General features: G+C 69.4%; 16 protein-coding genes. 9 read left to right on the top strand and 7 right to left on the bottom strand.

Annotated elements, in window-relative coordinates:
- Window positions 1–9 precede the first annotated feature (9 nt).
- The 5 genes from FNM00_RS11175 (at window position 10) to map (ending at window position 6,167) form a co-directional block, all read left to right on the top strand.
- Window positions 10–2,496, top strand: coding sequence for a DEAD/DEAH box helicase (locus tag FNM00_RS11175; RefSeq protein WP_143913625.1), 2,487 nt, complete (start codon window positions 10–12; stop codon window positions 2,494–2,496).
- A 238-nt stretch (window positions 2,497–2,734) separates the two neighbouring features.
- Window positions 2,735–3,199, top strand: coding sequence for a MaoC family dehydratase (locus FNM00_RS11170; protein ID WP_143913624.1), 465 nt, complete (start codon window positions 2,735–2,737; stop codon window positions 3,197–3,199).
- Between the two features lie 4 nt (window positions 3,200–3,203).
- Complete coding sequence (locus tag FNM00_RS11165) at window positions 3,204–4,421, top strand: acyl-CoA dehydrogenase family protein (protein ID WP_143913623.1); 1,218 nt, start codon at window positions 3,204–3,206, stop codon at window positions 4,419–4,421.
- Window positions 4,422–4,497: 76 nt separating this feature from the next.
- Window positions 4,498–5,283, top strand: a complete 786-nt coding sequence (locus FNM00_RS11160) for an SDR family oxidoreductase (protein WP_143913622.1) — start codon at window positions 4,498–4,500, stop codon at window positions 5,281–5,283.
- A gap of 113 nt (window positions 5,284–5,396) precedes the next feature.
- Window positions 5,397–6,167, top strand: a complete 771-nt coding sequence (gene map, locus FNM00_RS11155; protein ID WP_143913621.1) for a type I methionyl aminopeptidase — start codon at window positions 5,397–5,399, stop codon at window positions 6,165–6,167.
- A gap of 130 nt (window positions 6,168–6,297) precedes the next feature.
- On the opposite strand, the gene FNM00_RS11150 is transcribed toward map, so the two are convergent.
- Both FNM00_RS11150 and FNM00_RS11145 read right to left on the bottom strand, forming a co-directional pair.
- Entirely contained in the window at window positions 6,298–7,695 is a 1,398-nt protein-coding gene (locus tag FNM00_RS11150; protein ID WP_143913620.1) for an amidase, read from the bottom strand.
- Between the two features lie 40 nt (window positions 7,696–7,735).
- Complete coding sequence (locus FNM00_RS11145; RefSeq protein WP_143913619.1) at window positions 7,736–8,293, bottom strand: hypothetical protein; 558 nt, start codon at window positions 8,291–8,293, stop codon at window positions 7,736–7,738.
- Window positions 8,294–8,423: 130 nt separating this feature from the next.
- Between FNM00_RS11145 and trhO the strand changes: the two genes are divergently transcribed.
- Window positions 8,424–9,311, top strand: coding sequence for an oxygen-dependent tRNA uridine(34) hydroxylase TrhO (trhO, locus tag FNM00_RS11140; protein ID WP_143913618.1), 888 nt, complete (start codon window positions 8,424–8,426; stop codon window positions 9,309–9,311).
- Between the two features lie 107 nt (window positions 9,312–9,418).
- Here trhO and FNM00_RS11135 read toward each other — a convergent pair whose 3' ends face one another.
- Window positions 9,419–11,311, bottom strand: coding sequence for an acyl-CoA dehydrogenase family protein (locus tag FNM00_RS11135; protein WP_143913617.1), 1,893 nt, complete (start codon window positions 11,309–11,311; stop codon window positions 9,419–9,421).
- Between the two features lie 215 nt (window positions 11,312–11,526).
- Between FNM00_RS11135 and FNM00_RS11130 the strand changes: the two genes are divergently transcribed.
- Window positions 11,527–12,657: a Gfo/Idh/MocA family protein gene (locus FNM00_RS11130; protein ID WP_143913616.1), complete on the top strand. Its 1,131-nt coding sequence runs from the start codon at window positions 11,527–11,529 to the stop codon at window positions 12,655–12,657.
- Window positions 12,658–12,760: 103 nt separating this feature from the next.
- Entirely contained in the window at window positions 12,761–12,913 is a 153-nt protein-coding gene (locus tag FNM00_RS18835; protein WP_185973099.1) for a hypothetical protein, read from the top strand.
- An 80-nt stretch (window positions 12,914–12,993) separates the two neighbouring features.
- Here FNM00_RS18835 and FNM00_RS11125 read toward each other — a convergent pair whose 3' ends face one another.
- Window positions 12,994–13,926, bottom strand: coding sequence for a cobalamin biosynthesis protein (locus tag FNM00_RS11125; RefSeq protein ID WP_143913727.1), 933 nt, complete (start codon window positions 13,924–13,926; stop codon window positions 12,994–12,996).
- Between the two features lie 29 nt (window positions 13,927–13,955).
- Here FNM00_RS11125 and FNM00_RS11120 point away from each other — a divergent pair, with 29 nt between their 5' ends.
- Window positions 13,956–14,471 (top strand): bifunctional adenosylcobinamide kinase/adenosylcobinamide-phosphate guanylyltransferase, encoded by a 516-nt coding sequence (locus tag FNM00_RS11120; RefSeq protein ID WP_143913615.1) that lies wholly within the window; start codon window positions 13,956–13,958, stop codon window positions 14,469–14,471.
- 141 nt (window positions 14,472–14,612) lie between these two features.
- Here FNM00_RS11120 and cobT read toward each other — a convergent pair whose 3' ends face one another.
- Genes cobT through FNM00_RS11105 form a run of 3 tightly spaced genes read right to left on the bottom strand, consistent with a single transcriptional unit; the run spans window position 14,613 to window position 16,607 of the window.
- Window positions 14,613–15,623, bottom strand: a complete 1,011-nt coding sequence (gene cobT / locus FNM00_RS11115) for a nicotinate-nucleotide--dimethylbenzimidazole phosphoribosyltransferase (RefSeq protein ID WP_143913614.1) — start codon at window positions 15,621–15,623, stop codon at window positions 14,613–14,615.
- The gene (locus FNM00_RS11110; RefSeq protein ID WP_143913613.1) at window positions 15,620–16,384 is read right to left on the bottom strand and encodes a CbtA family protein; all 765 of its coding nucleotides are present in this window, start codon (window positions 16,382–16,384) and stop codon (window positions 15,620–15,622) included. Before FNM00_RS11110 ends, cobT begins: the two co-directional genes overlap by 4 nt.
- 10 nt (window positions 16,385–16,394) lie before the next feature.
- Window positions 16,395–16,607, bottom strand: a complete 213-nt coding sequence (locus FNM00_RS11105) for a CbtB domain-containing protein (RefSeq protein ID WP_143913612.1) — start codon at window positions 16,605–16,607, stop codon at window positions 16,395–16,397.
- Window positions 16,608–16,920: the final 313 nt, after the last annotated feature.

Below are 16,920 nucleotides of genomic sequence, written 5' to 3'. Positions count from 1 at the left end.
ACTGGGTGCATGCGCCTGTCCGACGTCCTGCCCCGCACCTTCGACGAGGACGCCGTCTACGAGGCCTTCGGCACCTGGGTCGAGAGTCGCGGCATCGCGCTCTATCCGGCGCAGGACGAGGCGATCCTGGAACTGGTCAGCGGCTCGAATGTCATCCTCACCACCCCGACCGGATCGGGCAAGAGCCTCGTCGCCACCGCCGCGATGGCCGCGGCCCTCGCGCGCGACGAGTGCGCCGTCTACACCGCGCCGATCAAGGCGCTCGTCAGCGAGAAGTTCTTCGATCTGTGCGAGATCTTCGGCGCCGACGATGTCGGCATGGTCACCGGCGACGCCGCGGTCAACGCCGATGCGCCGATCATCTGCGCCACCGCCGAGGTGCTCGCCAATATGGCGCTGCGCGACGGCGCCGATGCCGATATCGGCGTCGTCATCATGGACGAGTTCCACTACTACGCCGACCCCGACCGAGGCTGGGCGTGGCAGGTGCCGCTGCTGGAGCTGCCGCGCGCCCAGTTCCTGCTCATGTCGGCCACGCTCGGCGACACGACTCGGTTGGAGGCCGAGCTCGCCCGCCGCACCGGCCGCGCGACCGCCGTCGTCTCGGCGGCCGAACGCCCGGTGCCGTTGGTCAGCGAGTACGTGACGACGCCGATCCAGGAGACCATCGAAGAGCTCGTGTCCTCGGGCCAGGCGCCCGTCTACGTCGTGCACTTCACCCAGGCGGCGGCACTCGAACGCGCCCAGGCGCTGACGAGCGTCAAGGTCGCATCGCGCGAGGAACGCGACGAGATCGCCGAGGCGATCGGCGACTTCCGCTTCCGCTCCGGCTTCGGCAAGACCCTGTCGCGTCTCGTGCGCATGGGCATCGGCGTGCACCACGCGGGCATGCTGCCTCGCTATCGACGTCTCGTGGAGACACTCGCGCAGCGCGGTCTGCTCAAGGTCGTCTGCGGCACCGACACCCTCGGCGTGGGCATCAACGTGCCGATCCGCACCGTCCTGTTCAGCGGGCTGAGCAAGTTCGACGGCGTCCGCCAGCGCACCTTGCAGGTGCGCGAGTTCCAGCAGATCGCGGGGCGCGCGGGCCGGGCGGGATACGACACCGTCGGCTATGTCGTCGTCGAGGCCCCCGAGCACGAGATCGAGAACCTCAAGGCCCTCGCCAAGGCGGGCGACGATCCCAAGAAGCGCCGCAAGGTGCAGCGCAAGAAGGCCCCCGAGGGCTTCGTCTCCTGGAACGACAGCACCTTCGAGCGGCTCGTGCACGGCACCCCCGAGCCGCTGGTCTCCCGGATGCGCATGACGCACTCGATGGTGCTGGATCTGCTGGCCCGGCCCGGCGACACCGAGGAGGCCGTCGAGCGCCTGATCGCCGAGAGCGACGAGTCCGAGGACGGCAAGGAGAAGCTGCGCCGGGAGGCCGCCGGCATCATCGAGGCGCTGCTCGCCGGGGGCGTCGTGGAACGCGTCGAGGGCGGGCTCGCGCTGACCGTCGAGCTGCCGGACAACTTCGCGCTCAACCAGCCGCTCTCGCCCTTCGCCGTCGCCTGCTTCGAGCTGCTGGAGCGCACGTCGCCCACCTATGCGCTCGATGTCGTCTCGATCATCGAGGCGACGCTCGAGGATCCGCGGCCGATCATCTCGGCGCAGCGATTTCGTGCTCGCGGTGAGGCGGTGGCCGAGCTCAAGGCCGACGGGGTCGAGTACGAGGAGCGGATGGAGCTGCTGGAGGAGGTCGAGCACCCGCAGCCGCTGCGCGATCTGCTGGACCCCGCCTATGAGACCTACCGCGGCGGGCATCCGTGGGTGGGAGAGCACGAGCTGCGTCCCAAGTCGGTCGTGCGCGAGATGGCCGAGCGCGCCATGACCTTCGCCGAGCTGATCGCCGACTACGGTCTCGCGCGTTCGGAGGGGGTCGTTCTGCGTTACCTGTCGGATGCCTATCGCGCGCTCGTGCGCACGGTGCCTCCCGGTGTCGTCGACGAGGAGCTCGCGGATCTCGTGGCCTGGCTCGGTGAGCTGGTGCGACAGACCGACTCCAGCCTGCTCGACGAGTGGGAGGCGCTGGTGGCCGGCGGGGAGGATCCCGAGGCCGTGCGATCGCAGGCCGAGGGTGTGGAGATGCCCAGGCCGGTCACCCGCAACGAGCGCGCCTTCCGGGTGCTCGTCCGCAATGCGGCCTTCCGCCGGGTGGAGCTCGCGGCGCTGCGCCGCTGGGATGCGCTCGCCGACCTCGACCCGGACGTGGGCTGGGAGGACGCGATGGGGGACTACTTCGCCGAGTACGACGACCTCGGCACCGGACCCGGCGCCCGCGGACCGGTGTACTTCCGGGTGCAGACCGAGCCGGGGCGATGGCTCGTGCGTCAGACCTTCGATGATCCCGAGGGCGATCACGACTGGGGCTTCTCGGCCGAGGTCGACCTCGCGGCCAGCGACGAGGCCGGGGAGGCCGTGCTCGCCGTCACCGCCGTCGGCCCCTTCGCCCCCTGACTCACCCCTCCGCTCCGTGGGCGGTGAGTAGGCGCCCCTTTTCCAGACGTGTCGGTGCGTGAGCGCCCGAACGTCGTCCGGAAAGGACGCCTACTCACCGGCACCGGCCCTGACACCGCGCCGGTGCCGACCGCCGTCCACGAGGCGGTAGGGCAGCGCGGGGTAGCCAGCGACACCGGGGATCGGCTAGCGTTCGTTCTAAGCAAGCGCTTAGTTAATCTGTGGCGAAGGAGTCACCATGCCCCGCGTGTTCGAGAGTCTCGACGAGTTCAAGGCGGCTGCCGGCGAGGAGCTCGGCACCAGCGACTGGCTCACCGTGAGCCAGCAGCAGATCAACACCTTCGCCGACGCAACAGGCGATCACCAGTGGATCCACGTCGACCCCGAGCGTGCCGCGAAGGGCCCGTTCGGCACTCCGATCGCGCACGGCTATCTCACCCTCTCGCTGCTGCCCGCGCTCGCCAGCCAGATCTACGACGTCAAGGGCCTGGCGATGGGCGTCAACTACGGCACCAACAAGGTGCGCTTCCCGCACCCCGTCCCGGTCGACTCGCGCGTGCGGGCGACCGGAACGCTCAAGGAGACCTCCGATATCGCGATCGGCACCCAGGCCGTCATCACCTTCGTCATCGAGATCGAGGGCGTCGACAAGCCGGCCTGTATCGCCGAGGTCGTCTACGTCATGGCCGCGGAAGGGAACTGAGACCATGGAATTCGCCTTCGACGCCACCACCCGCGACCTCATGGAGCGCATGAACGCGTTCATGGACGAGGTCGTCTACCCGGCCGAGCCCACCGCGCACGAGCAGATCCAACGCAACTATGCCGAGGACAGCTGGGAGATCCCGCCGGTCATCGAGGATCTCAAGGCCGAGGCGAAGAAGCGCGGTCTGTGGAACTTCTTCCTCGCCGGGCATCCCGACCAGGGCGGCCTGACCAACCTGCAGTACGCCCCGCTCGCCGAGATCTCCGGACGCAGCATCCAGCTCGCGCCCCCGGCGATCAACTGCGCCGCGCCGGACACCGGCAACATGGAGGTGCTGAGCATGTTCGGCACCGACGAGCAGAAGAAGCAGTGGCTCGAGCCGCTGCTCGCGGGTGAGATCCGCTCGGCCTTCGCGATGACCGAGCCCGATGTCGCCTCCTCGGACGCCACCAATATCGAGCTGTCGATCGTCCGCGACGGTGACGAGTACGTCATCAACGGCCGCAAGTGGTGGATCACCGGGGCGATGAACCCGAACTGCAAGGTCTTCATCGTCATGGGCAAGACGGACCCGACCGCCGAGCGCCACCGCCAGCAGTCGATGATCCTCGTGCCTCGTGACACCCCCGGGCTCGAGGTCGTGCGCGGCATGCACGTCATGGGCTTCCACGACCGCGACCACGGTGGTCACGCCGAGCTGCGCTTCACCGATGTCCGGGTGCCGGCGAGCAACCTCATCGGCAACGAGGGCGAGGGCTTCGCCGTCGCGCAGGCCCGCCTCGGACCGGGTCGCATCCATCACTGCATGCGTTCGATCGGCGTGGCCGAACGCGCCGTGCAGATGATGTGCGAGCGTGCCAGCGAGCGGGTCGCCTTCGGCAAGCCGATCGCAGACCAGGGCGTGGTGCGCGACTGGATCGCCGAGTCGCGGGTCAAGCTGGAGCAGCTGCGTCTGCTGACGCTCAAGACCGCGTGGCTCATGGACACCGTGGGCAACAAGGGCGCGCACACCGAGATCCAGGCGATCAAGATCGCCACGCCGCAGACCGTCGAGTGGATCCTCGACAAGGCGATCCAGGTGCACGGTGCCGGTGGTCTCAGCCAGGACTTCCCGCTCGCGGAGATGTTCGCCGGCATCCGCACGCTGCGCTTCGCCGACGGACCCGACGAGGTACACAAGAACTCCCTCGCCCGCGCCGAGCTGAAGAAGTACCGATGAGCGAGCGGAGCGAGCGAACGAAGGAGCATCTCATGTCGGCATCGCCCTATCGTGCATTCTTCTGGCAGGTGCCGGCATGAGCAGGCGGGCGATCGTCACGGGCGCTGCCGGAGGCATCGGGCTGGCCGTCGCGCGAGCCCTCGTGGCTCGCGGCGACCGGGTCGTGCTCGCCGACCGCGACGAGCGGCGGCTCGCCGAGGCGGCCGCCGACCTCGGTCAGCCGCACCTGGCCGCGGATGTGGCCACCGATGACGGCATCGAGGCACTCGTGGCACTCGCCGATCTCGAGATGGGCGGGGTCGACATGTACGTCGCCAATGCGGGTGTCTTCCGCGGCTTCGGTCTCGAGTCCTCCGAGGACGACTGGGCGACGTCCCTGCAGGTCAACACCATGGCGCATGTGCGCGCCGCGCGAGCCCTCGTGCCGCGATGGGTCGATGGCGACGGTGGGATCTTCGCGGTGACCGCGTCGGCGGCGGGCCTGCTGACGCAGCTCGGCTCGCCGACCTATTCGGTGAGCAAGCACGCGGCGGTCGGCTTCGCCGAATGGCTCGCTGCCACGTACGGCGATCGGGGCGTTCAGGTGTGCTGCCTGTGCCCGATGGGGGTGCGTACGCCGATGGTCGAGGGTGGACAGACCCACGACGACGGCGATGCCCGCCTGGGGCACAAGGCCGTCGCGACGGCGGGCGAGGTGATGGAGGCCGATGACGTCGCGCAGGTGCTGCTCGATGCCATCGACGCCAAGCGCTTCCTCGCGTTGCCGCATACCGATGTGGCGAAGATGTACGCGCAGAAGGCCTCGGATCCGGATCGCTGGCTCTCGGGCATGCAGCGTTACCGCACCTCCCTCGAGTCCTGACCTCCAACCCGGGGCGGATACCCGTTGAGTGTGACGTTCGGACGGCAGAATCATCGAAACTGCCGTCCGAACGTCACACTCAACGGGTTCGGGGGGGGTTCGAGGGTGGGGTCATGGCGATCGAGTTGTTGACCCCTGCCCAGCTGGACGAGATGCGGCCCGCCGGGCGCTTCGTCGGCGAGGTGCTGACCGCGCTCACCGAGGCCGCGGATGTCGGGGTCGACCTGCTCGACCTGAACGACCTCGCGCATCAGATGATCAAGGATCGCGGCGCGGAGTCCTGCTACATCGACTACGCCCCGTCCTTCGGCCGGGGCCCCTTCGGCAAGGTGCTCTGCACCTCGGTGAACGATGCCGTCCTGCACGGGCTGCCCCACCCGTACAAGCTCAAGGACGGCGACCTCCTCAGCCTCGACTTCGCCGTGAGCGTCGACGGCTGGGTGAGCGACTCGGCCGTCAGCGTCGTCGTCGGCACGCCCCGCGATGAGGATCTGCGGCTCATCGACACCACGCAGCGAGCGCTCGCCGCCGCGATCGAGATCGCGCGTCCGGGCAAGAAGATCGGTGATATCGGGCACGCCATCGGTGAGATCGCCCGGGAGGCCGGGTACACCGTCAACACGCAGTTCGGTGGGCACGGCGTCGGACGCACGATGCACGGTGACCCCCACGTGCCCAATGACGCTCGGCCCGGGCGTGGCTTCCCGCTCAAGCCCGGCCTCGTCATCGCGATCGAGCCCTGGCTGCTGACGAGCACCGATGAGATCGTCATGGATCCGGACGGCTGGACGATCCGCAGTGCCGATGGCTCGCGTGGCGCGCATTCGGAGCACACCATCGCCATCACCGATGGCGATCCCATCATCATGACCGCCCGCGACTGATCCCTCGCCGCGGTGGCGGTACGCCATCAACCCTTCGCGGCCCCGGCTTCACCTGGCGGTGCGCCATGAACGTTATGCCCACCCGATGAGGTTGATGGTCTACCGCTCACGCGGGGATGAGGTTGATGGTCTACCGTCCCGGGTCGGTGCGGAAGGCGTGCTGGAGCTGAGCGCAGACCGCGAGCAGAAGGCCGTCGCGGCCGGGGTGCGCCGCGAGCATCGCACCGATCGGCAGTCCTTCGTCCGAGACATGGACCGGAAGGCTCGCCGCGGGCTGCCCGCTCATGTTCATCAGCGCGGTGAACGGCGTGTAGAGCAGCTCGCGATGATGGATGTCCATCGGGTCCTCGGGCCCGGTGAACCACTCGGTCGGTTGCGGCGGCAGCGCGAGTGTCGGGGTGAGGAAGAGATCGAACTGCTCCAACGATGCCAGCGTGGCCCGGGTGGTGAGCTCCAGGAAGCCGAGCGCGGCCGCCAACTCGGGGGCACTCGCCCGGCCCCCGCGCTCCCGCCAATAACGGGTCGTCGGACGTAGGAGCGGCTCGGCCTCCGCGGGGATCGGAGCAGCGGCCATGCCGGCCGACCACACGATGTTGAACTGCGGCTCGAGTTCCGGCGTCCAGGGGTTGTCGATATCGACGATCTCGTGCCCCGCCGCCGAGAGCAGCGCGCCGGCCCGCTCCCATGCGGCGATCACCTCGGGAGACGACGCGGCGAAGTCCAGGTACGGCGAGCTCCACCGCGCGATGCGCAGACGCCCCGGCTCGTGCCGGGCTTGTTCGCGATAGGACACGGTGGGTGGGGGGGCGACGCGCGAGTCGCCTGGCATCGGCCCGGCGATGATGTCGAGGAGCGCCGCGGCGTCGCGGACCGTGCGGCTGAGGGCGCCGTCGATGGCCAGTCCGTTCCACTGCACCCCGTCGGGCCCCACACCGACCACGCCACGGCTCGGCTTGAAGCCGAAGATGCCGCAACTGCTGGCGGGAATGCGGATCGAGCCGCCGCCGTCGCTGCCGAGGGCCAGCGGCACCATCCGGGCGCTGACCGCCGCGGCCGCGCCCCCGCTCGAACCGCCGGCGTTCCGGGTGGTGTCCCAGGGCGTGAGGGCAGGACCGATCAGATCGTTGTCGGTGAAGGACGACAACCCGAACTCGGGGGTGTTGGTCTTGCCGAGACTGATGAACCCGGCGTCGCGCGCGCGGGTGACGACGTGGGCATCGGTCTCGGGGATCTGCTCGGCGAGGAGCCGGGACCCTAGCGTCGTGCGGATGCCGGCGGTGGCGGTGAGGTCCTTGATCGCTGTCGGAACTCCGCAGAAGGGCGGGGCGTCGCCGGCCGTCAGAAGCGTGTCGGCGCGGCCCGCGGCCTCGATCGCCTGGTCCGCGGTCACGGTGATGAACGCGCCGAGCTCGTCGTTGTGCGCGTCGATGCGGTCGAGGTGATGTCGCACGAGTTCTGCGCTCGTGATCTCCCGGTCGCGCAGCAGCGCCGCTTGCTCGTGGGCGTCCAGGTCGTGCAGCTCCGTCATGCTCCCAGGGTAGGCAGTAGCCGGCCCTGCCGCGGCCACCTCAGGCGAAGACGAAGTAGAACGTGAGGTGCAGGGCCAGGATGACGTGCAGGGTCGTGAGCCAGATGCGGAGCGAGGCCAACACCAGACCGAGCGCGAGGATCGCCAGGCTCGGGAGACCTTGTGCCGGGGCGAAGGCGTCGGGCAGGAAGATCGCGTGTCCTGCCCAGAAGATCACCGCGCTGACGATCAGCGCCCTCGAGGTCGTGAGCCTCTCCGCGAGGTATTTCTGCAGCAGACCGAAGGTGAGATAGTCCTGCCAGAGCACCGAGACGGTCATCCAGAACAGGTACAGCGTGACCGGAAGCTCCAGTCCATAGTGGAACGGCAGGGCGATCACCGTCGCGATCGGGAGGGCGTAGAACCAACACGTCCGCGAGCGAGCGAAGAGCTCGCGGCTATAGCCGCGGTGGCTCAGTACCAGGCCGATGGCGAGCATGAGCGCGAGCACTATCTCGAACAGCGTCGAGAGGGCCGCGTCATCGGTGACGAGACGGCCTGCGCCGTCGCTGAGTAGACCGGGAGTCAGGTACCAGAGTCCGAACCACGCCAGGACCACGGCGACGAGGACGCTTCAGGGGATGCGCTCGGGTGCGACGGACGCCGCCTGCTCCTCGGACATCGCTCCATGTGCGCATGCTCGGATCCGCGCGAGACTCCGCCGAGGGGGTGCGCCCTACAATCGTGCGGTGGCTACCCCGAAGGTGATCCTGTACTACGCGTTCGCGCCGCTCGCCGATCCCGAGGCGATCCGCCTGTGGCAGCACACGCTCGCGGAGTCGCTCGGTCTGCGTGGGCGGGTCATCGTGTCGCCGCACGGCATCAACGGGACGCTCGGCGGAGACGTCGTGGAGCTCAAGAAGTACGTGCGCGGCCTGCGCTCCTACGCACCGTTCAAGGATGCCGATATCAAGTGGAGCGCGGGGGAGGCGCTGCCCGACGGCACCACGGCCCTGTTCCCCAAGCTCAGCGTCAAGGTCCGCGACGAGCTCGTCGCCTTCGGTGCCCCCGGTGAGGTCGAGGTCGACGGTGAGGGAGTGGTCGACGGCGGTACCAAGCTCACGCCCGAGCAGCTACACGAGCTCGTGGAACGCGAGGAGGTCGTGTTCTTCGACGGTCGCAACCGGATCGAGTCCGAGATCGGCCGGTTCCGCGATGCCGTGCGCCCGCCGGTCGACACCACACGCGAGTTCCTCGGGCTGCTGGACTCGGGAGCCTACGACCACCTCAAAGACAAGCCCGTCGTCACCTACTGCACCGGAGGCATCCGCTGTGAGGTGCTGACGCCCTTGATGAGGAAGCGCGGCTTTCGCGAGGTCTATCAGCTCGACGGCGGCATCGCCCGCTATGGCGAGACCTTCGGCGACGACGGTCTGTGGGAGGGCTCGATGTACGTCTTCGACGGGCGGGGTGCCACCGACTTCTCCGATCACACGGCCCTGGTCGGCCGCTGCGATCGCTGCGATCGGCCGACCAATACCGCCCGCGACTGCTCGGATATCGCCTGTGTCGCGCAGTTCGCCCGCTGCGACACCTGTGCCGACCTCGGCCTCGCCTGCGCCACCCACGCGGCCTGATCCCCGCGATCCGGAGCGGTGACCTACGCACCTCTCACTCGCGCTGAGAGGTGCGTAGGTCACCCCTCCCGAGGCTGAGGGGTGCGTAGGTCACCGCCCTCGGGCGATCAGCCGAGCATGGCGGCGTCGAGGGTGTCCTCGGGGACGCCGAAGCCCTCGATCAGCAGCTCGGTGTGCGGACGCAGTTTGGTGAGCAGATTGTTGATCTCCGCCGTCACGGCCTTGGCGCGATCGTCGCTGAGCCGGTTGTGCTCCATGAACCAGGCCTTGTCGTCCTCGATGACGCTCAGCGCGTAGAGCGAGCACATGTCGCGGAGCAGGTCGGCGATCTCCTCGTCCTCGCAGCGGGCGATGCCGGCGGTGAAGGCCTCCAGCACCACGCGTTCGATGTGCACGCGGCCGATCTTCAGGACATGGTCCTGGGCGTTGTTGAACATCTCGAAGGCCTCGGCCGGGTCGGCGTTGTCAGCATTCTGGAGCCGGCGCGCGGCGGTCTCGATGACGTGCTGCTCACGATCCTCGAACAGGCTGAGCTGGGTGCCCCGGTCGAGCAGGTCGTGCTCCTCGTCAGCTCCCGGACGGGCGTCGATGAGCCGTTGGATGAGATTGCCCGCCGCGGTGCGCTCCTTGACGATGTCGGCCATCGAAGCGGCGGCGAAGCGCACCATGCCGAGGGGATCGAGGCCGTCGACCTCCTTGGCATAGGAGGTGAGCATCTCCTTGGCCACCAGCTGCAGCAGCACGTGGTTGTCGCCCTCGAAGGTCGTGAAGACGTCGGTGTCAGCCTTGAGCGTCGTGAGCCGGTTCTCCGCGAGGTAGCCCGCTCCGCCGCAGGCCTCCCGAGCTTCCTGGATCGCGCGCGTGGCGTGCTCGGTCTGCATCGCCTTGAGACCGGCGGCGCGACTCTCCAGCTCGCGCTGGGCGATCGGATCGGGATCGCTCTCGGTCTGGATACGGTGCATGCGCGCGACCAGCTGGTTCTGCGCGAAGCGGAAGGCGTACGACCGGGCGATCAGCGGAAGCAGCCGACGCTGGTGCACGCGGTAGTCCATCAGGACGACCTCGCCGGACGGCCCGGAGAACTGCCGGCGCAGCAGCGCGTAGCGACCGGCGATGCTGAGCGCGACCTCGGTCGCCGCGCTCGCCGAGCCGCCGACGCTGACCCGGCCGCGCACGAGCGTGCCGATCATCGTGAAGAACCGCGCTCCCTGGCTCTCGATGAGCGAGGAGTACGTGCCTTGGTCGTCGACCTGGGCGTAGCGGTCGAGCAGGTTCTCTCGCGGGATGCGGACCTGGTCGAACATGATCCGGCCGTTGTCGACCCCGCCGAGACCGCCCTTGTGGCCGCAGTCCGAGGTGGTGACGCCGGTCAGGTCGTCGCCGTTCTGGTCGCGGATCGGCACCACGAAGCAGTGCACGCCATGATCCTCACCGAGGGTGATGAGGCGGGCGAAGACCGCCGCGACCCGCGCGTGCTCGGCAGCCCCGCCGATGTAGTCCTTGCGAGACCCCGGCGTGGGAGAGTGGACCACGAACTCGTCGGTCGACGGGTCGTAGGTGGCTGTGGTCTCGAGACTCTGCACGTCGCTGCCGTGGCCGGTCTCGGTCATGGCGAAGCAGCCGAGCAGGGAGAGGTCGATGATGCCCGGGATCATCGCGTGGTGGCGCTCGGTGCCGAGGTTCTCGATCGCTCCACCGAACAGGCCCCACTGCACTCCGGCCTTCACCATGAGCGAGAGATCGAACTGCGCGAGCATCTCGATGCCGGTGACTGCTCCGCCGGGGTCCCCGGTGCCCCCGTTCTCGGTACGGAAGCCGGCGGCGGGGGTGCCGGTGTCGACGAGCTGCTTCAGCTGACCGAGCACCCGTTCGCGAGCCTCGTGCAGGGAGAGCGAGTGGTCGTAGGCGAGGTCCATCGCGGCGAGCTCGGTGCGGCTCTGCTCACGCACATGGCGCCATTTGCCGTCGAGGGACTCACGCAGTGCCTGGGGGGAGGTCATGCTCCCACGCTAGCGGCGCGGCGACTGCCCGGCAGCTCGATCACCCAGTGACGGTGCACCATCGACCACACCCCGCAGGCGGCGGTACCTGGTCAACCTCACCCCAGGACTGGCGGTAGCCGAGCAACCTCACGAGTCGCCGATAGGGTTGCTGGCGTACCTCCACGTCGGATTGGAGCTCGCGCGACACCACCTCTCACGCATCGGGGGACTCGATGGACTCCGCATCACCTGAACTCGGCATCGCCGTCATCGGCTACTCCTTCATGGGCAAAGCCCACTCGAATGGCTGGCGCAATATCAGCGCCTTCTACCCGGGAGGGCCGGCGGTCTCCCAGCGGGTGATCGTCGGGCGCGATCGCGAGCGGGTGGATGCCGCAGCTCGCCAGTACGGCTGGCAGGAGTCGGCCACCGACTGGCGTGCGGTCCTCGAACGCGATGACGTGGACATCGTCGATATCTGCACGCCCGGCCATCTCCACGAGGAGATCGCCCTCGCCGCCCTCGCCGCCGGCAAGCATGTGCTGCTGGAGAAGCCCCTCGCCAACACCCTCGATGAGGCACGCGGCCTCGCCGCCGCCGCTGCCACGGCGCAGCGTGACGGCGTGCGCTCCATGGTCGCCTTCAACTACCGTCGGGTCCCGGCGCTCGCGCTCGCTCGCGAACTCATCGCCGAGGGGGCCATCGGAGAGGTGCGGGAGGTTCGCGCGGCCTATCTGCAGGACTGGCTCGCCGACGAGCGGGCCCCGATGACCTGGCGTCTGCGCCAGGAGCAGGCCGGGTCAGGGGTTCTGGGCGATCTCGGCTCCCACCTCGTCGATCTCCTGCGATTCCTCCTGGGTCAAGAGGTGCAGCGCGTGACCGGCCAATTGCGGACCTTCGTCGCATCGAGACTCGGCGAGGACGGTCCCGAGGAGGTGACGGTCGACGATGTCGCGTGGGCGTGGCTCGGATTGAGCGATGGCGCCGAGGCGAGTATCGAGGTCAGCCGGATGGCATTCGGTCGCAAGAACGGACAGTCGCTGGAGATCTACGGATCCCGGGGCGCGCTGTCCTTCGATCTCGAACGCCTCAACGAGCTGTGGGTCGACGAGGGGAAGGGGCCGCGGCGCACGCTCGTCACGGAGGCCGATCATCCCTATCTCTTCGCCTGGTGGCCTCCGGGGCACGTGCTCGGCTGGGACACGACCTTCACCATCCAGGCGGCTGAGTTCGTGCAGGCGATCGCCGAGGAGCGCGACCCGTCTCCGTCCTTCGCGGACGGGCTGCGCGTGCAAGGTGTGCTCGATGCCGTGGTTCGCAGCAACGACCTCCGGCGGACCGTCGTCATCGACGATCTCGTCTGAGCGAGCCTCGTCGAATTCCGAGGCGCAGGGCGACTCCCAGGGCCCGCTGGTCAGCGTCTCGTCTCCGCCTTCGACCCATGCTGAGGACTGTTATCGTCGCGGCATGCTCGGAGTGGGGATCGCCATCGGTGCCGGAATCGGTACGACGATCTTCGCCATCACCGGCGATGCCTTCTGGATCGCCGTGGGGCCGGCCTTCGGGGTGATCCTCGGCGTCGTCATGGACCAACTCGACGACGACGATGACGATGACTGACCCGCCGAGCGGTGAGTAGGCGTCCGTTCCTACCGACAGGGCGGTGAGTCAGCGTCCGACTGCCGATGGCGAACGGACGCCTAGGCACCGCCCACGGGCGAGGATCGCCGGTGCCAGCGTGGCAGCAGGGCGACCGCGGCGGCGGTGAGCGCCGCGCCGAGACCGACGTGAGCGGCGAGCCGGCGAGCCGGACCGATGTCGGCCGGCGTGACCGGGCGTCCGTCGCCCATGACCGGGCGGCGCTCGACCCGTTCTCCATACACATTGGTGCCGCCGAGCCGAACCCCCAGCGCACCGGCGAAGGCCGACTCGACCGGCCCCGCGTTGGGACTCGGATGGCCCGCGGCGTCGTCTCGCCAGGCACGACGCGCCCCGCGCCGATCGGGTCCGGCGGCCACCGCGAGCGCTGCCGCGAGCCGCGCGGGAAGCAGGTTGGCGGCGTCGTCCAGCCGCGCCGCGGGCTTGCCGAAGCGCTCGTACCGGGGGTTGCGGTGCCCCACCATGGCGTCGAGGGTGTTGGCGGCACGGTAGCCGAGGAGCCCGGGGACTCCGGCCACGGCACCCCAGAACAACGGTGCGACGACAGCATCGGAGGTGTTCTCGGCGACCGACTCGACCACGGCGCGCGCCACCTCCCCCTCGTCGAGAGTCGACGGGTCGCGCCCGACGAGGTGCGTGAGGCGCTGCCGGGCACCGGGGAGGTCGTCGTCGGCGAGGAGCCTCGCGATGACCGATGCCTCGTGATCGAGCGATCGACCGCCGAGCACGGCCCACGTCGCGATCGTCGTGCTGAGGAATCGGTTGCCGCGTTCGCCCAGCGCGCCGACGAGGGCCGCGCCGCCCACGAGCACGGCGACATGGACCGTGCCCCGGGGCACGGAGTCGGCGTAGAGGCGGCGTTCGAGAGCGGCTGCCGTGCGCCCGAAGCCCGCCACCGGGTGCCAGCGACGTGGATCGCCGAGCACCCGGTCGAGCGCGTAGCCGGTGAGCAGGCCGGCCGCCCGCGCGATCATCGCAGCCACCGCCAGTACGCTGACGATCCATGAGGACCCTCGTGACCGGTGGCGTGCGCTCGGGCAAGTCGGCGCACGCCGAATCGCTGCTCGCCGATGCGCCCGAGGTCGCCTACATCGCTCCCGGACCGCGTTACGACGATGGCGACTGGGCCGACCGCATCGCCGAGCATCGGAGCCGCCGGCCCGCGAGCTGGACCACAATCGAGGACACCGACCTGCCGCGCGCTCTCGCCGGGGTGTCCGGCGCCGCGCTCGTCGACTGCCTGGGCACCTGGCTGACGGCGAGATTCGACGATCTCGAGCTGTGGGAGCGTCGCGACTGGCAGCAGCCCTTCGGAGAGGCGCTGGACGCGGCGGTCGCGGCGGCGGAGCGTCATCTCGGCGACCTCGTGCTGGTGACCAACGAGGTCGGCCTGGGGGTGGTGCCCGAGCATCGATCCGGTCGGGTCTTCCGCGATGCGCTCGGCTGGACCAACCAGCGCTTCGCCACGATCTGCGATGACGTCACCCTCGTGATCTCCGGCCGCACCCTGACCCTCTGACTCGCCGGGGACGCAGGATGTGACTCCGCGGTTGCCATGGCGACCGCCGAGTCACATCCTCCGTCGTGCCCGGACCGACGATGTGACGCTAGGGTCGTGGGGACGACCGTGGAGTCACATCCTGCGTCGGGGCGGGGAGGGTCACAGCTCATCGAGGCGGGCGACCTCGTTCATGAGCAGGGCCGCCGAGCGCAGCAGCGGCACCGCGGCCACCGCGCCACTGCCCTCGCCGAGCCGCAGCCCGAGGTCGAGGACGGGCACGAGACCGAGCTTGTCCAGCGCGAGCGACTGCGCGGGCTCGGTCGACCGGTGGCCGGCGACGAACCACGCGCTCGCGCCGGGGCTGAGACGATCGGCGAGCAGGCCGGCGGCGACGGCGATGAGTCCGTCCACGACCACCGGCACACCCGACTCCGCCGCAGCTGCCATGAAGCCGGCGGACGCCGCGATATCGGCCGACCCGAGTGCGGCGAGCAGCGCGTGCGGATCGTCGACATGGCCGACGCGGCGCAACGCGGTGTCGATCACCTCGGTCTTGTGCGCCAAGCCCTCATCGTCCACACCGGTGCCGCGCCCGGCCACCTCCTCGGCGGGCAAGCCGAGCGCCGCCGCGATCAGCGCGGCGGCCGGGGTGGTGTTCCCGATGCCCATGTCGCCGCTGATGAGCAGTTCCGCGCCGGCGGCGATCTCCTCCGCCGCGACCGTCCGTCCCGCCGCGAGGCTCTGTTCCAGCTCGTCGGCGCTGAGCGCATCCTCCAGATGCAGTGGCCGGCTGCTCCGGCGCACCTTATAGGAGTCCACGCCGAGATCGGAGAGATCGGCATCGACCGCGATGTCGAGGACCCGCAATCGCACGTCGTGCTGACGTGCGAGCACCGCCACCCCGGCCGTGCCGGCGACGAAGGCGCGCACCATCATCGGCGTGATCTCGCGGGGATACGCCGACACGGCATGCTCCGCGACACCGTGGTCGCCGGCGAAGACCACCGCGTGGACATGCTTCGGAGGCGCTGGCGGCACGCGGTCCTGCACGCTCGCCAGCCACACACCGAGCTCCGCCAGCTGGCCGAGCGCGCCCCGCGGCACGGCGAGGGCGTCGACATGCTCGCGGGCAGCCGCACGCGCCGCCGGGGACGGAGGAGCGACGGTCATGCCGCCACCGCCTTGCGACTCGTGGTGCGCTGGATCAGGCCGGTGAGCGCGATCGTCAGGACGGCCCAGAGCGTGGCCTGTGTCGCCAGTGCCCCCATGCGGAAGGAGAACAGCGTGTTGGCGGGGAACTCATCGGGCACCTCGTCGATCGGCCCGAGCACCGCGAAGGCCAGCGCGACCACCGCGATGTATCCCACGGCGGGAAGCACCACTGCCACCCACAGCGAGCCGCGACGGGCGAGTGTCCGCGCCAGCGCCACAGCCCCGTACGCGGCCACGACCGAGACGATCACGAAGGAGAAGTACATGGCGGTGCGCTCGCCGATCGTGTCGCCGCTGCCGGTGGCCGGGGGGTTCGGCGGGTAGGCGATCCAGGGCACCAGCGCGAAGGAGACGAAGCCGACCGCGGCCACGAGGGTGGTCGAGCCGACGATGCCGATCCGACCGATGCGTCCCGCGGCGACGGCGGCACCGATGCCGACGGCTCCGCCGATCACGGTGCTCAGGGCGATGGTCGCGGTGGCCAGGCCAGGTCCGGCCTGCTGGCCCCGGGTGATGCCACCCTCCTCGTCGTCATGGGAGTGGCCGTCGGCCGCTTCGTCCCCGGCGTGGTCGTGGGACTGCTCGGATTGGGCCTCTTCGACGGCGATGGCGGCGTCGATGGGCGGCTCGCCGAGGGTGGCGGCGACGGCGAAGGCCGCGATGCCGGCCAGCAGCCCGGCGATGAGGCCATGGATCAGGAAGGTGCGTGCGTCAGTCATCGTCGGCCCCTCAGTGGCAGGGGAAGCCGAGCAGATGACGGCCGTCGTGCACCCATTCGTGCACGGAGTCGCCGGACAGGAGGGCGAAGGCGCCCTGCTCCGCGCCGACGAAGTAGAGCACCACGACAGCGAGCAGAAGGCTGAAGAGCGCCCACGGGGCGATCTGGCGCAATGACAGGGGTGTGGGGGTGGCCGCGGATGCGGGCACGACGGACTGGCTCATGGAACCTCCTCGGGGATACCTGCGTCCCCATCGAACGGATGGATGTCCGCGCGTTGGGTCTGGCTCCACCTCGAGGAGGTGTCACAGTAGCGCGACTGCGCCGGATTCTCACCGGTCTTCCGCAGCACGGACTCGCTCATCGTAGGCCACCGGCACGTATCTGGGTAGAGATCCGTCCAGGGAGCCGATGAGGCGTGGGTCATAGCGGAGGACAGGGCGGGCGTTTACTGACCGCACTGCTCGGTTCAGAGGTCGCGGCGGTGGATCGTCAACGTCATCCAGCTGTCATGACGTTGACGATCCACCGCCGCGG

Source organism: Aeromicrobium piscarium (assembly GCF_007421815.1).
Lineage (GTDB): Bacteria > Actinomycetota > Actinomycetes > Propionibacteriales > Nocardioidaceae > Aeromicrobium > Aeromicrobium piscarium.
This window is presented reverse-complemented; position numbering and strand designations above follow the sequence as displayed.

Bases quoted from the DNA above. Each gene is read 5' to 3' on its own strand.
- FNM00_RS11135 (WP_143913617.1), bottom strand. From the start codon at position 11,311: ATGACCTCCCCCCAGGCACTGCGTGAGTCCCTCGACGGCAAATGGCGC.
- FNM00_RS11170 (WP_143913624.1), top strand. From the start codon at position 2,735: ATGCCCCGCGTGTTCGAGAGTCTCGACGAGTTCAAGGCGGCTGCCGGC.
- FNM00_RS18835 (WP_185973099.1), top strand. From the start codon at position 12,761: ATGCTCGGAGTGGGGATCGCCATCGGTGCCGGAATCGGTACGACGATC.
- FNM00_RS11150 (WP_143913620.1), bottom strand. From the start codon at position 7,695: ATGACGGAGCTGCACGACCTGGACGCCCACGAGCAAGCGGCGCTGCTG.
- FNM00_RS11110 (WP_143913613.1), bottom strand. From the start codon at position 16,384: ATGACTGACGCACGCACCTTCCTGATCCATGGCCTCATCGCCGGGCTG.
- FNM00_RS11120 (WP_143913615.1), top strand. From the start codon at position 13,956: ATGAGGACCCTCGTGACCGGTGGCGTGCGCTCGGGCAAGTCGGCGCAC.
- cobT (WP_143913614.1), bottom strand. From the start codon at position 15,623: ATGACCGTCGCTCCTCCGTCCCCGGCGGCGCGTGCGGCTGCCCGCGAG.
- map (WP_143913621.1), top strand. From the start codon at position 5,397: ATGGCGATCGAGTTGTTGACCCCTGCCCAGCTGGACGAGATGCGGCCC.
- FNM00_RS11125 (WP_143913727.1), bottom strand. From the start codon at position 13,926: ATGATCGCGCGGGCGGCCGGCCTGCTCACCGGCTACGCGCTCGACCGG.
- FNM00_RS11165 (WP_143913623.1), top strand. From the start codon at position 3,204: ATGGAATTCGCCTTCGACGCCACCACCCGCGACCTCATGGAGCGCATG.
- FNM00_RS11130 (WP_143913616.1), top strand. From the start codon at position 11,527: ATGGACTCCGCATCACCTGAACTCGGCATCGCCGTCATCGGCTACTCC.
- FNM00_RS11175 (WP_143913625.1), top strand. From the start codon at position 10: ATGCGCCTGTCCGACGTCCTGCCCCGCACCTTCGACGAGGACGCCGTC.
- FNM00_RS11160 (WP_143913622.1), top strand. From the start codon at position 4,498: ATGAGCAGGCGGGCGATCGTCACGGGCGCTGCCGGAGGCATCGGGCTG.
- FNM00_RS11105 (WP_143913612.1), bottom strand. From the start codon at position 16,607: ATGAGCCAGTCCGTCGTGCCCGCATCCGCGGCCACCCCCACACCCCTG.